Here is a 12,924-nt window from a genome sequence, read left to right on the forward strand (position 1 = left end):
GGACCTCGTCCGGGGCCGCGCTCACCAGAAGCGGGGTGCCCGCTTCTCGACGAATGCCTGCTTGGCCTCCTCGAAGTGCGGGTGCTGTTGGGCGCGCCCCTGGGCGGTCGCCTCGGCGTCGAGCTGGGTCGCGAGGTCGACGTGCTGACCGGCCCGGAGAAGTCGCCGGATCGGGCCCACGGATGCGGACAGCGCGGCCACCTCGGCCGCGAGCAGCGTGGCCCGCCGCAGCAGGTCGTCGGCCGGGACGAGCTCGCTGACGAGTCCCCAGGCCAGGGCCTGCTCGGCCGTGACCTTGCGGCCCAACAGGGCGATCTCGGTGGCGCGGGTGGCACCGACGATGCGGGTCAGGTGCCAGGTCGCACCGACGTCCGGCACGAGTCCGACTTTGACGAAGGACATGGTGAAGGACGCCGTGGTCGCGGCCATCCGGAAGTCGGCGTTGAGGGCCAGTGAGAAGCCGGCTCCTGCGGCCGGACCGTTGACGGCGGCGATGAGCGGGGTGTCCATGGCGGCGATCTGCTCGACCAGCGGGACGTAGAGCCTGCGGATCACGTCCTCGACGTCGCTGGGTCCCGCGCTGAGGTCGGCGCCGGCGCAGAAGGCACGACCGGCCCCGGTGAGCACGATGGCGCGGACGTCGTCCTCGGCCTCGAGCTTCTCCAGCTGCGCGCGCAGGTCGGCCACGAGGGCGTGGTTGAGCGCGTTGAACCGTTCGGGGCGGTTGAGCGTGACGACGGCGTACCCGTCGCGTCGCTCGCAGAGCAGGTGCTCGGTCGACTGCATGGGGTGTCCTCTCGCCGGCCGCGGCCGCTCGTCGTTGACCCGGAGGTCCGGGTCCTTCTAATATAGAGACAGTATCTCTCAAAATCGAAAGGTGTGTCCAGATGGACCTCTCAGGATCTTCAGCCGTCGTCACGGGCGGCGCGTCCGGTCTCGGCCTCGCCACCGTCAAGCGTCTCCTCGCTGCCGGTGCCCAGGGCGTCGTGATCGCCGACCTGGCTTCCTCCGACGGCAAGTCCGTCGTCGAGGACCTCGGCGACCGCGTCTCGTTCGTGCCGGCCGACGTCCGCAACGTCGAGGAGATGGAAGCCGTGTACGACGCCGCCGAGGCCATCGCGCCCGTGCGCGCGCTCGTGCACTGTGCCGGCCGGGGTGGCGCCGTACGCCTGGTGAACCGCGACGGGACGCCCGGCGACCTCGAGCTCTACTCGGAGGTGATCGGCATCAACTTGATCGGGACCTTCAATGTGCTGCGCCTCGCGGCGGCCCGGATGGCGCGCAACGAGCCCGTCGACGGGGACCGGGGTGTCTGCATCCTGACGTCGTCGGTCGCGGCCTTCGAGGGCCAGATCGGCCAGATTCCCTACGCGTCGGCCAAGGCCGGCATCGTGGGCATGACGATCGTCGCCGCGCGCGACCTGGCGGGCAAGCAGATCCGGGTCTGCACCATCGCCCCCGGCACCTTCGACACCCCGCTGCTGAACCGCCTCAGTGACGACGTCCGCGACTCGCTCGCGAAGATCGTTCCCCACCCGAGTCGGCTGGGCGAGCCCGACGAGTACGCCAAGCTCGCGCTGAGCATCATCGACAACGGCATGCTCAACGGCGAGACGATCCGGCTCGACGGCGCCATCCGGATGTCGCCGCGATGAGTGACGCGGTCCTCTTCGAGGTCGCCGACGGGATCGCGACGATCACCCTCAATCGCCCCGAGGTGCGCAACGCGATCGACCTCCCGACGTCGCTGGCGATTGCTGCCGCGCTGGACGAGGTCGACGACCGCAGTGACGTGACCGTCGCGGTCCTCACTGGCGCGGGCACGACCTTCTGCGCCGGCATGGACCTGAAGGCCTTTGCGGCGACCAGGGAGCGCCCGATCGACGAGCGCAGGGGCGCGTTCGGCATCGTGCGCAAGCCCTGCGACAAGCCGCTGATCGCTGCGATCGAGGGCAACGCGCTGGGGGGTGGGCTGGAGATCGCTCTGGCCTGCGACCTGGTGGTCGCGACGGAGAGCTCGCGGCTGGGGCTGCCCGAGGTCAAGCGTGGTCTGGTGGCTGCTGCGGGCGGGGTGCTGCGGTTGCCGCGCCGGATCCCGCAGGCGGTCGCCCTCGAGCTGATCATGACCGGCGAACCGTTGACGGCCGAGGAGGCCCGGGGCTGGGGGCTGGTCAACCGGGTTGCCCCCGACGGGCAGGCGCTGGCGGTGGCCCGCCAGCTGGCGTTGGCGATCAGCGCCAATGCTCCGCTGGCGGTGCGTGCTGCGAAACGGATCGTCGTGGAGTCCGCCGACTGGAGCCTCGACGAGGGATTCGACCGTCAGGTCGAGCACACCGCTCCGGTGCGGGCCTCGGCCGATGCTGCCGAAGGCGCCCTGGCTTTCGTGGAGAAGCGCTCGCCGCGGTGGACAGGCGCATGATCCGCGCGTTAATATTGAGACATACACGTTCAATAAGATTCCAGGGTGCGTCGCGGTTGGCCTCGCGCTCGGGAGCACGAAGGGGAATCACGTGACCCAGTTGATCAATCGCGTCGTCGAGGACGGCTCCGTCCCGGACCGTGACCGTCTGGCGGCAGCGCTCGAAGAAGCGAACATCCCCACCCTGCTCCTTGTCCTGACCCACCTCACCGGCGACGCCAAGTGGCTCGAGGAGCCCTACCGTCCCCAGCGCGGGCCGGTGCTCGACGACAACGACTCGGGCTCGCTGCCCGACGAGGTCCAGGCGGAGATTCGCGCGGCGGCGCTGGCCACCATCCTCGACGCGGAGTCGGGCCTGATCGCCGAAAAGCCCCTGACGCCGACCGAAGTCACGCGGATGCTCGAGATCGCGCTGGTCGAGGAGATTCCCGCCGAGTACGGCGACCTGCTCGCCGAGGAACTCGGTGTCCTCTCCCGCGACATCGACGTGCCGCACCCGCTTCCCCCGGGATTCGAGGCCCTCATCATCGGCGCCGGGTTGTCGGGGATCGCGCTGGCGATCAAGCTCAAGGGCGCAGGCGTGCCGTTCACGATCATCGAGAAGAACGACGAGATCGGCGGCACCTGGTTCGAGAACGTCTACCCCGGTTGCGGCGTCGACACCCCGAGCCACCTCTACTCGTTCTCCTTCGAGCCCAACGGGGAGTGGACCCGCTTCTTCGCGAAGCGCCCTGAGGTGCACCAGTACCTCGCCCGGCTCGTCGACACCTACGGCATCCGCGAGCACATCGTCTTCGGCCACGAGGTCAAGCGCGCTGCGTTCGATCCGGAGACCACGACCTGGCAGCTCGATGTCGTCGACGCCGAGGGACGCGAGACGTCGTACTCGGCGCCGGTGCTCGCCACCGGCGTCGGCATGGTCAACCGTCCCTCGATCCCGAACATCGCGGGAGCCGACTCCTTCGCTGGCCCGATCATGCACACCGCCGAGTGGGATCCCACCGTCGAGTACGCCGGCGAGACCGTGGCCGTGATCGGCACGGGAGCGAGCGCGATGCAGCTGGTGCCCTCGATCGCCGGGGTCGCGAAGAAGGTCGTCGTCTTCCAGCGGTCGAAGCAGTGGGCTGTGCCGCACCCCAACTACCACCGCGACGTGCCGACGGGCGTGCTGCACCTGATGGAGCGGCTTCCGCTCTACACGCGCTGGTACCGGCTCCGGGCGTTCTGGAACTTCAGCGACCGGTTGCACTCGTCGCTGCGGATCGACCCCGAGTGGACCAAGCCCGAGCTGTCGATCAACGACCAGAACGAGCGGCACCGCATCTACCTGACGAAGTACATCAAGGAGCAGCTGGGCGACCGGACCGACCTCCACGACGCCTGTATCCCGGAGTACCCGCCGTACGGCAAGCGGCCGTTGCTCGACAACGGTTGGTTCCGCACGGTGCAGCGTGACGACGTCGACCTGGTGACGACCGACGTCGAGCGGATCGTGCCCGAGGGCGTCGTGACGAAGGACGGCACGCTGCACGAGGCCGACATCGTCGTCTGGGCCACCGGCTTCAAGGCGCTTCAATTCCTGTGGCCGATGGAGATCCACGGCGTCTCGGGCAAGAGCCTGGCCGAGCAGTGGGGCGACCACGACGCCCGCGCCTACCTGGGCGTGACGGTGCCGGACTTCCCGAACATGTTCATCCTCAACGGGCCGAACACCAACGCCGGGCACGGCGGCAGCGCGATCCTCTCCTGCGAGTTCCAGGTCCGCTACATCATGCAGGCCGTGGCGCGGCTCGCCTCTGGCGAGGCGGCCAGCCTGGAGGTGGACGAGGACGTCTTCTGGGCCTACAACCACGAGCTCGACGCCGAGCTGGACCAGTGCATCTGGTCCCACCCGGGCATGACCACGTGGTATCGCAACGAGGCCGGCCGGATCGTGGTCAGCAGTCCGTGGACCTACCTGGACTCGTGGAACCGGATGCGCGAGCTCGACCTCGCGGACTACCACGAGACAACGGCGAACCCACGCGGATAGCAGCGACCACTGATGCCCGGACTCCCTCACGGGGTCCGGGCATCAGTACTCCTGCGACCCGGTCCACGGCCTCATGGGGCGAGATGCTTCACGAGGGTTGCGCAGTCACCTGTTCCGGGAAGGCCGGCCGCCTGGCTCAGTTGGAGTCCGGTGCGCGAACTCCCGGACCAGGCCGCGCAGGCCATCGCGCAACTCCGGGTCGTCCGACAAGGGACCGGTGATTGCGGTGTGCGCGGCGGCTTCGAAGTCGAGACCTTCGGCCATCAGGCCTGCCGCGGCGACGACGGTGCGGGTCGACGCGACCTCGCGCAAGCCCGGGTGCTCGATGCGTCGGATTGCCTGTGCCAGCCGCAGCAGGTCACCGATCTCCTCGCCGGGCATGCCTGTTTCGTCAGTCACGATCTTCTGTTCGAGCTCGAAGGTCGGGAAGTCCAGTTCGATCGCGACCATCCGCTGACGCGTCGACGGCTTGAGGTCCTTGAGGATTGACTGGTAGCCGGGGTTGTACGACACGACCAGCTGAAATCCGGGCGCCGCCTGGATGCGCTGACCCCCGAGTCGCTCAAGGTTGAGCTCGCGCCGGTGGTCGGTCAGCGAGTGGATCGCCACGACGGCATCTGCCCGTGCTTCGACGACCTCGTCGAGATAGCAGATGCCTCCCTCGCGGGCTGCACGGGTGAGCGGCCCGTCGACCCATACGGTGTCGCCTCCGCGCAGGAGGAACCGGCCCAGCAAGTCTGAGGCGGTCATGTCCTCGTGGCACGACACGGTGTGCAGCGTGACGTCGAGGCGGTCGGCCATGTGCTCGACGAGGCGGGTCTTGCCACAGCCCGTGGGCCCCTTCAGCATGACCGCGAGCCCGCGCCGCCAAGCGGCTGCGAAGACCGAGACCTCGTTGCCGGCCGAGTGGTAGATGGGGCTGGTCATCGTCGGTGCGGTGGACATGATCGTCCCTTTCAGCCGGTTTGAAGGCGGGTGTGGTGGGTAGCGCGCTGGATCGCTCCGGCGAACAGGGGTTGCGCAAGAGTGGCGAGGGCAGCGCGATCGGATGCCCGGCCTTCGGCGTGAGCGGGCCAGAGAGACTGGCCGGACGGTGCGGTGGTGGACAGCCCCACGCAGGCGACGCCGAACGCACCGGCCTCTGTGATCGCTCGGCGCGCGTCCGCGACGGCGTAGGGCCCTTCATAACCATCGTCGTAGGGGATGCCGTCACCGATCACGACCATCAGACGCCGGCGGGTGCCCGCCTGATGAACGAGAAGGTGGGTTCCGTGCCGGATCACGGCGCCGACGCGGGTGAAGCCCGCTGGCTCTACGGATTGCAGCCGGAGTCGTGCCCGGCCGCTCCAGGTCTCCTCGAAGTCCTTGCAACGCAGGACCTGCACACCGTGGCGTCCCCGCGTCTGAAACGCGTATGTCGCCACGCGTTGCCCGAGCTCGTCGAAGGCCGTCGTGAGCGCTGCCGCCAGGTCCCGTTGTGCCTCGAAGACGGACGAGGGCCCGTCTTCATCAGCGGTCGATCCGGTGGCGTCGAGGAGGAGTAGAACTCCGAGATCCGGCTCGGTACGGCGCTCGGCGCGGTGGACACGAGGTACGCCAGAGAAGCCGGCAGCGACATCGACCCGATGGTCGATCAGCCCCGACAGGTCGAGGTCGTCACCCTCGGTCTCCCGCGGGTTCAGGCGGTGACGCAGACCCAGCCTGGCGAGCGCGCCCAGCAGTGAGGCATCGGCGCTCGACGTGGCAAGCGGTCTGTCTGCCGGGGGAGGATCGAATTCGGCGACGGTGCACCAGGCGTCCCGATAACCACCGAGGTTCTGATCCCACTCCGGGTAGCTCCGGCCCCTCACCTGCAGTCCGCTCATCATGACCGGGCCGATCGGCACGCCCAGTTCGGGAACCCGGGTCCCGTCGATGGTGCGCCGGCTGGCAGCGACGACCTCCTCGCCACCGTTGCTGCGATCGACGCGCCCGGCCGTCAGCCGCTGGCGCAGCCGCCGTCGGGCTCCTTGGCGACGTGCGGTCTGTCGATCCAGAAGTTCGGTCGAGGTCTTGCTGTCGCTGTCCGGGCTGTCGCTGTCGTGCATCTCGGCGGCGGCGCGCCGGAGGGCCTCCGCGACCTCGTTGGGGTCGAGAGCGGCTCGCGTGGAGGGCGCGCATGCCGCCCGTGGGCGCATCTCGCCGAACCACGGGGGAGGTGCCGACACCGGTCCCCTGCCCAACGCGCGGGTGAGGGAATCGGTGGCCGACGTGGTCGGGTCTGCCTGACCCGCGTGTGCCTCGATGTCACGGACGATGCGGCGCGGAAGCACCGCGTCGAGTGTCCGGCACGCGCGTACCACCTCGAGGCTGAGGAACCGGGCTGCCGCAGGATCGCCAGCTCGTGCCAGACGCTTCATCGTGGTCGGGTCAAAGGATCCTGCACTGAGGAGAGCCGCCTGACACGCGACGGCCGCAACGATCTCGTCCCCGGTGCCTTCGGGAACGTGGATCGCCCGGCCGTCGGCGTACACGCCGTGCCGTGACATGCGCAGTTCGACCGTGCGGCCCGCAACGGCACTCGCGAGCAGAGCCAGGGTGTCCATCGAAGGTCACGGGATCCGGCGGGTCAGGGGTTGCTGGCTGGACGTGGCATCGGCACGCCTGGACCGGGGCACTCGTCCTGGTCGGCGCCCGAGGCGCACATCCCGTTCTCAAGATACGACGGGTAGTTGGCCGGGTGCGGGTCGGAGTGGGTAGACAACCATTGGTTGGGCACCGTGTACACGACGAAGAAGGACAGGTGGACGGCCCCGAAGATGGCGAAGAAGCGGACCCACTGCCGCTGCCGCTCCGAGACGGACAGTCGGTCGATGCCGCGCTCGGCGATCGTCTGGCCCTTGTCGTTGCGGAAGTGCATCAGCGCGGTGATGGCGCCCAGGCCGAGGCCACCGAAGAAGAAGGTCTCCGTCATGGGAATCTGGTAGGTCTCACCGGCCCAGAGGGTCACCTCACGGATGCCCCCGGGGTAGGCGTAGACGCCGGTGCGCAGGACAGCTCCCTCGATCACGGTGTCGAAGATGGTCAGTCCGACGATGATGATGGCGAAGGTTCGGTAGAAGCCCAGCTCTGGCCAGCGCTCCCGGGCCTTGCGCAGCAGCCAGAGCATGGCCATGACCTGGATGAAGACCAGGCAGGTGTAGGCAGGCGGGACGATCAGCAGCGGTTCTGGAAGCAGGTTGCCGTTCGGGCTGGTCCAACCGGGCCACGCGTCGTTGGCCCAAGCACCGCGGTTGAGCAGATGCGAGTTGTAGAACAGGGACACCGATGTGTAGTTCATCGACATGTCCCAGAAGAACAACATCGCTCCCGAAAGCACGAACATGCTGGTTGTGTTGAGCCGGCGGTCGCGGCGCCACTGCCGACCGACCCAGAACCACAGGCAGACCGCAGCACCGAGAGGGACGGCGATCTGGAGCCCGATGAGCATCGCTCGTTCGCCGGAGGGAAGGGGGTCCGGACCGGTCGGCGTACTCGTGAAATTTTCACCGGTGACCCAGCGCCCGAGGACGAAGATCATGAAGGCGAAGATCAGGACCCCGACCACCGCCAGCGCGACGGCCGGGCTGGGCGGCTGAGCGGACGCCCGGAGGGTGGGGCGCCCACCGGACAGCGGGTTCCCGCCTGTCCGATCGACGCCGCGCTGGATTGTCACCGGGAGGCGCCTGTTGCAATGCGGGCCGGCTCGCGATCAGCGGCGGCGCGGACGGCAACTTCCTGGTTGACCGCCTTCAGCGTCAGGACGGAGAAGGTGATGATCCAGGCGAAGAACACGACCATCGGGACGTAGAACACCAGGGCGCCGTCCTGCGACATCGGGCCCGTCTTGAAGAACAGCAGCAGGCAGGCCTCGAACATGAAGACGCTGGTGAAGAGGTTGAAGTACGCCGACCAACGTGGGTAGGTCGCTTCTTTTCCAGCCAGGAACGTGGTCGCTGCGAGCGCGATCTGGAACAGCAGGAACGGTGCACCGGTGAACAGCACGCCCAGCCAGCCGAGGTCGTTGAACGCCTGGGTCACCTCAGGGCTGGTCTCACCGGGTCGCCACGCAGCGGCACCGAAGAAGAAGCCGATGAACATCACGACGACGACCTCGCAGGCGACCGCGACGACCATGATGTTGTAGAGAATCGGCCAGTCCTTCTCGCGGCGACGCACCATCTGGATGATCGCCATGCTCCACGTCGTGTAGAGAACGCTGGAGAAGATGAAGATCACCGTGGCGATCCGGATCCCGGTCAGGTGCGCCTCGTAGTCGGCCACGACCGTCGCCGCCGGGTCGGCGGCCGACGGCGGGAAGATGTACTGGCCCTGCGCGACGACGAACGCAGCGAAGGGCCAAAAGAACGCGAAGGCCAGGCCCGTCCAGGCACAGAACCTGATGACGCGGGGGTCGAAGCCGTCGTTGTGCATGCTGTGTCTCCCAAGGTGAGTCATAGGCGACAAACACCGATGTTTGTCGCCTATGACTTTAGGGCCCGTGCGACTTTTGGTCAATAGAGTCTCATAAAGATGGGGTGGTGGCCCGGATGGTCGAGGTGGCCACCAACGGACCGTTTACGATCGCGAGATGGCTGAACTGTCTCTGAACGTCGAGACGCCGACTCAGGCCCGGATCCTGGAGGCAGCGCGCACATGCTTCCGTGCCAGAGGAGTGCGACGAACCAGGATGAACGACATTGCTGAAGAGGCTGGCGTCGTGAGGCAGACCCTCTACGACTGGGTGCGCAGCCGCGATCATCTCGTTGACCTCGCTATGGCTGAGCGTTCGCGCGAGCTGGGAGAGATGATCAAGCGACGTCCTGTTCGCGATGATCTTGCGATTGAGGACCAGATCGTCGACGTCGTCGTAGCCATGGTCACGCTGTCGGGGAGTGACCCCGAGTTCACGCTGCTGGCGCAGTCCATGCCCGAGGAGCACGCCTTCGAGTTCATGGCGGGTCAGTCGGAACTGACCGAGGTGCTCGAAGGCGTGCTGAGGCCGTACTTCGATCGTGCTCGGGAACGAGGGATCCTTCGCGAAGAGTTGGGAACGCGCGCCTTGGCTCGCTGGATACAGGCTGTGCTGGCGTCACTTCGTCCGCGGCGCGGCCAACCGGTGGAGGTCACCGCCGCCGAACTGCGTTACTTCCTGATCCCTGCCCTCGTCACGGGTTGACGAGTGGTTTCATGCCTCTGGGCAACCGCAGGCGCACGCACCAGCGCGAAGGACGCCCGGCTCGGTGCCGTCCGCCACCTGCTTCTTGACGGCAACGAACACCGCCCAACTGGTCGAGAGCATCCAGCAGCAGAACGCCACGAGGGGAAGATAGAAGCCGATGGCGCCGTTCCAGGCAAACGGCCCGTCCCAGAAGAAGGGCACCAGGCCGGCCGGGAAGACGCCCGCGGCCGCCCACAGGCTAAGGTACCCGACCCACCGAGGGAGGACTGGGTCCTCGCGGTCATCGATCAGGATCGCCCAACCGATGGCGACCATCTGGATGAACAACACCCAGACCACGCAGACGAACTGCAACCAGCCGATGTCGTGGAGGGTTTGCGTGACGTCGGCGCTCCGCTCGTCATACCGATAGGCGGCGCCGATCCACAAGGTGATGGGGATGATGAAGGTGAGCGCCCCCAGTGCAGAGGACAGCATCTGCGTGTCGGCCAGGGCTCGAGCGCCGCGGATCCGCTTGATCTGACCGCTGATGGCCACGCCCCAGGGGGTGAGCAGGGCGGAGCCGATCATCGCCAACACCATGCCGACCTTGATGCCGGTGTGCGAGCCGGCGTAAAGGTCGTAGGTGTCGGCCGCGGAATCACTCGGGCTCGAAGGCGGGATGAAGCCCGCCAGGAACAGGAACGAGATCAGGAACAAGAGCACCATCAGGGGGCCGGACCAGATCAGGACGCGTTGGGTGCGTGCTTCCATGGAGATGTCCTCAGCTCTCGAGGTTGAGGTTGTGGGCGAATTGGTTGTTGACGGCCTTGACGAGCACCGGAACGGACAGGCAAAGCCATGCCGCGAACATCACGATAGGGATCCAGAAGCCGGCGACGCCGTTCCAGGCGAACGGCCCGCTCTTGAAGTACACCGCAACGGCACCGCCCGAACCGGCGATCCCGACCCACAGGCAGAAGTACGCGTACCAGCGTGGGAAGGCGACCTGGTCGCGATCCATGAAACCCGCGACCGCGATGCAGATCATCTGCAGCACGTAGGTCGGAAACACCATGACGAAGATGAGCCAGGCCAGGTCATTCATCTGCTGGAGCGCCGCTGCGTCATAGGACCGGAAGGTCATTGCGATCCACAGCATGTGGCAGATGAAGAAGAACGCGATCAGGAAGACGGCAGCGCCGAATTGCAGCATGGCCAGAATCGGGGAGCTTCCCTCGATCCGGGCGATCTGGATGGAGAAGGCTCCGAAGAACGGGAACAGCAGCGTGCAGAAGACCATCCCCAGCAACAGGCCGAGCCGGATCCGTTGGCCGTCGTCCTCGAAGAGTTGCTGTACCTCGGCCGCGGACAGGGATGGCGACGGCGGGGGGAGGTATCCGGCGATGAGACCGAAGGCGATCAGGTACAGGACGAAGAACGCAGGCCCCGTCCAGATGGCCGTGAGGTGGATGGAGCGGCGCACAGGAGGTGTCCTTTCGGCGAGGACGGCCGCGGCCGTCCGAGTCTGTTGGGTCAGAGAGTCACGTAGAGCACAACGAGCAGGGCGCAGACCAGGATGGTCCAGCCGTGCACGAAGGCCTTGAGCGGTCGTGGCGCGTGGTCGATTTCCATGAATGTCGACGTCACCATGGCGACCTTGACGAAGGCGATGGCCAGGACAGCGGCGGTTGCGAATTGCGGGCCACCCAGGAAGTTGTGGTCGGTGCCCAGCCACCACGAGGCGATGGTTGCGATCATGAGTGCCGCCCAGATGACGGTCGATCGGTGGCGCAACATGGTCCGTGCGTAAGTCATGGGCACTCCATCAGGTCATCAGGTAGAGCAGTGCGAACAGGACGATCCAGAGCAAGTCCACGAGGTGCCAGTAAGTTGCCGCTGACTCGAGTGTGCCCATGTCCTGCTGGTCGAAGTCGGGCTGGGCGAGGAGCCATCGCATACGGCCGAGTACGCACAGGGCGACGAGCAGGTGCAGTGCGTGCAGCCCGGTGAAGCAGAAGTAGTAGGTGAAGAAGATGTTCGAGTCGGGTCCGTGGCCCGAGCTGATCTTGTCGGTGTACTCGACCACCTTGTTGATGCCGAACAGCACTCCGCAACCCATTGCCCAGGTCGTGAAGCGGGAAGCCTCGGGGAGCTTCCCGTCGCGCGCGGCGTGGACGGACCACACGACGAAGAGCGATCCGGTCAGCAACAGCAGGGTGTTGAGCGCCCCCCAGGAGATGTGGAGTTCGGCACGGGATGCGTCGAACAGGGCCGTCTCCTGCGACCTGTCGACGACGAAGGTCACGAAGAAAAGCGCAAAGATGAAGAGGTCTCCGAGGATGAAGACCCAGATGCCCGCCTCTCCCGGGATTCGGCGTGGTCCACGAGCGGTCGCGGTCTTCGTGCGCAGGTCGACGGTCACGAGGCACCATCCGCTTCGATCGGGAAGCTCCGGACGTTGGGTTCGTCGGGATCCTCGGTCGTCAGGCTCCGACCCATCGCCCAGGTCACGGACTCAACCCAGACGAAGAAGACGATGAAGGGTACGAACATGCCCAGTACGCCGTCGTACGCCATCTCGGTTCCCTTGAAGAACAGGGGAAGTCCGGCGGGCGCGAACAGCAGCGCCGTGAGCAGGCTGACGTAGGCGACCCAGCGGGGGAAGGGCGGGTCCGTGCTCCGGTCGCGAAGGATGGCGATGGCCAGGCAGACACACAGAAAGCTCCACGGTGGCCATGGGAGCACGAACATCAGCCAGCCTGCATCGTTGAGCGTCATGGTGATGTCGGCGCTCACCTCGCCCGGACGGAAGGCCGCCAGCGCCCAGAAGAAGGCGCAGAGCACACCTACCATCTCGGCAATGGTCAGGCTGATGATCATTGCGATCGCCAACACGCGCCCACCGGAGATCCGGCGCCACACCCAGGCGATGATCACCGCACCCCAGCCTGCCCACAGGGCGAAACTGGCGAACATCAGGGTGGCGCCGAGCCGGATACCGTCCTTGTCCTCGACATAGCGCTGGGCGATCTGTTCAGCCGACAGTTCGGGCGAGGGTGGCGGGAAGAACCGCGCCAGCAGGAACCATCCCACGAAGAACAGCACTGTGAGGGTGTGGCCGCCGGCAACCAGGAACCACCACTGCAGGCGGGAGACCGGCATCATCCGACGCCGCAGGAGGCCCGAGGTAGGAATCGGTGGCGTGGCCTGCGTCATGCTCATACATGAACGGTACACCATCATCCAGTGCGACTACACCATTTCTTTTGCGGGTGCCGTCGGCCTAGGGTG

14 protein-coding genes are annotated in these 12,924 nt (G+C 66.7%); 4 read left to right on the forward strand and 10 right to left on the reverse strand.

What is annotated here, in order from left to right:
* Positions 1-21: 21 nt before the first annotated feature.
* Positions 22-786: an enoyl-CoA hydratase-related protein gene (locus HRC28_RS06475; RefSeq protein ID WP_182379326.1), complete on the reverse strand. Its 765-nt coding sequence runs from the start codon at positions 784-786 to the stop codon at positions 22-24.
* 101 nt (positions 787-887) lie between these two features.
* Between HRC28_RS06475 and HRC28_RS06480 the strand changes: the two genes are divergently transcribed.
* The 3 genes from HRC28_RS06480 to HRC28_RS06490 all read left to right on the forward strand — a co-directional run bounded on the left by HRC28_RS06480 (position 888) and on the right by HRC28_RS06490 (position 4,451).
* Positions 888-1,655: an SDR family NAD(P)-dependent oxidoreductase gene (locus HRC28_RS06480; protein ID WP_182379327.1), complete on the forward strand. Its 768-nt coding sequence runs from the start codon at positions 888-890 to the stop codon at positions 1,653-1,655.
* The gene (locus tag HRC28_RS06485) at positions 1,652-2,419 is read left to right on the forward strand and encodes a crotonase/enoyl-CoA hydratase family protein (RefSeq protein WP_182379328.1); all 768 of its coding nucleotides are present in this window, start codon (positions 1,652-1,654) and stop codon (positions 2,417-2,419) included. Before HRC28_RS06480 ends, HRC28_RS06485 begins: the two co-directional genes overlap by 4 nt.
* Positions 2,420-2,510: 91 nt before the next feature.
* Positions 2,511-4,451, forward strand: coding sequence for an NAD(P)/FAD-dependent oxidoreductase (locus HRC28_RS06490; RefSeq protein ID WP_202033241.1), 1,941 nt, complete (start codon positions 2,511-2,513; stop codon positions 4,449-4,451).
* Positions 4,452-4,556: 105 nt separating this feature from the next.
* On the opposite strand, the gene HRC28_RS06495 is transcribed toward HRC28_RS06490, so the two are convergent.
* The 4 genes from HRC28_RS06495 to HRC28_RS06510 are packed head-to-tail and all read right to left on the reverse strand — an operon-like array spanning position 4,557 to position 8,903.
* A complete protein-coding gene (locus HRC28_RS06495; RefSeq protein ID WP_182379330.1) occupies positions 4,557-5,396 on the reverse strand; it encodes a CbbQ/NirQ/NorQ/GpvN family protein in 840 nt (279 codons plus the stop codon).
* An 11-nt stretch (positions 5,397-5,407) separates the two neighbouring features.
* On the reverse strand, positions 5,408-7,036 hold the full coding sequence (locus HRC28_RS06500) for a hypothetical protein (RefSeq protein ID WP_182379331.1): 1,629 nt from the start codon (positions 7,034-7,036) through the stop codon (positions 5,408-5,410).
* A 23-nt stretch (positions 7,037-7,059) separates the two neighbouring features.
* On the reverse strand, positions 7,060-8,145 hold the full coding sequence (locus HRC28_RS06505) for a spirocyclase AveC family protein (RefSeq protein ID WP_182379332.1): 1,086 nt from the start codon (positions 8,143-8,145) through the stop codon (positions 7,060-7,062).
* Positions 8,142-8,903: a hypothetical protein gene (locus HRC28_RS06510; RefSeq protein ID WP_182379333.1), complete on the reverse strand. Its 762-nt coding sequence runs from the start codon at positions 8,901-8,903 to the stop codon at positions 8,142-8,144. Before HRC28_RS06510 ends, HRC28_RS06505 begins: the two co-directional genes overlap by 4 nt.
* A gap of 157 nt (positions 8,904-9,060) precedes the next feature.
* Between HRC28_RS06510 and HRC28_RS06515 the strand changes: the two genes are divergently transcribed.
* Positions 9,061-9,648 (forward strand): TetR/AcrR family transcriptional regulator, encoded by a 588-nt coding sequence (locus HRC28_RS06515; RefSeq protein ID WP_182379334.1) that lies wholly within the window; start codon positions 9,061-9,063, stop codon positions 9,646-9,648.
* Between the two features lie 9 nt (positions 9,649-9,657).
* Here HRC28_RS06515 and HRC28_RS06520 read toward each other — a convergent pair whose 3' ends face one another.
* The 5 genes from HRC28_RS06520 to HRC28_RS06540 are packed head-to-tail and all read right to left on the reverse strand — an operon-like array spanning position 9,658 to position 12,855.
* A complete protein-coding gene (locus HRC28_RS06520) occupies positions 9,658-10,404 on the reverse strand; it encodes a hypothetical protein (protein WP_182379335.1) in 747 nt (248 codons plus the stop codon).
* Between the two features lie 10 nt (positions 10,405-10,414).
* Positions 10,415-11,116, reverse strand: coding sequence for a hypothetical protein (locus tag HRC28_RS06525; RefSeq protein WP_182379336.1), 702 nt, complete (start codon positions 11,114-11,116; stop codon positions 10,415-10,417).
* A 50-nt stretch (positions 11,117-11,166) separates the two neighbouring features.
* Positions 11,167-11,448, reverse strand: coding sequence for a cytochrome C oxidase subunit IV family protein (locus HRC28_RS06530; RefSeq protein ID WP_182379337.1), 282 nt, complete (start codon positions 11,446-11,448; stop codon positions 11,167-11,169).
* 10 nt (positions 11,449-11,458) lie between these two features.
* A complete protein-coding gene (locus tag HRC28_RS06535) occupies positions 11,459-12,055 on the reverse strand; it encodes a cytochrome c oxidase subunit 3 (protein WP_202033242.1) in 597 nt (198 codons plus the stop codon).
* Complete coding sequence (locus tag HRC28_RS06540) at positions 12,052-12,855, reverse strand: hypothetical protein (RefSeq protein WP_182379338.1); 804 nt, start codon at positions 12,853-12,855, stop codon at positions 12,052-12,054. The genes HRC28_RS06535 and HRC28_RS06540 overlap by 4 nt, the downstream gene beginning before the upstream one ends.
* Positions 12,856-12,924: the final 69 nt, after the last annotated feature.

The sequence above is a fragment of the Nocardioides sp. WS12 genome, assembly GCF_014108865.1.
GTDB lineage: Bacteria > Actinomycetota > Actinomycetes > Propionibacteriales > Nocardioidaceae > Nocardioides.

Excerpts from the sequence above, each read along its gene's own strand:
- HRC28_RS06510 (WP_182379333.1), bottom strand. The coding sequence starts at position 8,903 with ATGCACAACGACGGCTTCGACCCCCGCGTCATCAGGTTCTGTGCCTGG.
- HRC28_RS06475 (WP_182379326.1), bottom strand. The coding sequence starts at position 786 with ATGCAGTCGACCGAGCACCTGCTCTGCGAGCGACGCGACGGGTACGCC.
- HRC28_RS06480 (WP_182379327.1), top strand. The coding sequence starts at position 888 with ATGGACCTCTCAGGATCTTCAGCCGTCGTCACGGGCGGCGCGTCCGGT.
- HRC28_RS06515 (WP_182379334.1), top strand. The coding sequence starts at position 9,061 with ATGGCTGAACTGTCTCTGAACGTCGAGACGCCGACTCAGGCCCGGATC.
- HRC28_RS06530 (WP_182379337.1), bottom strand. The coding sequence starts at position 11,448 with ATGACTTACGCACGGACCATGTTGCGCCACCGATCGACCGTCATCTGG.
- HRC28_RS06540 (WP_182379338.1), bottom strand. The coding sequence starts at position 12,855 with ATGAGCATGACGCAGGCCACGCCACCGATTCCTACCTCGGGCCTCCTG.
- HRC28_RS06495 (WP_182379330.1), bottom strand. The coding sequence starts at position 5,396 with ATGTCCACCGCACCGACGATGACCAGCCCCATCTACCACTCGGCCGGC.
- HRC28_RS06520 (WP_182379335.1), bottom strand. The coding sequence starts at position 10,404 with ATGGAAGCACGCACCCAACGCGTCCTGATCTGGTCCGGCCCCCTGATG.
- HRC28_RS06485 (WP_182379328.1), top strand. The coding sequence starts at position 1,652 with ATGAGTGACGCGGTCCTCTTCGAGGTCGCCGACGGGATCGCGACGATC.
- HRC28_RS06500 (WP_182379331.1), bottom strand. The coding sequence starts at position 7,036 with ATGGACACCCTGGCTCTGCTCGCGAGTGCCGTTGCGGGCCGCACGGTC.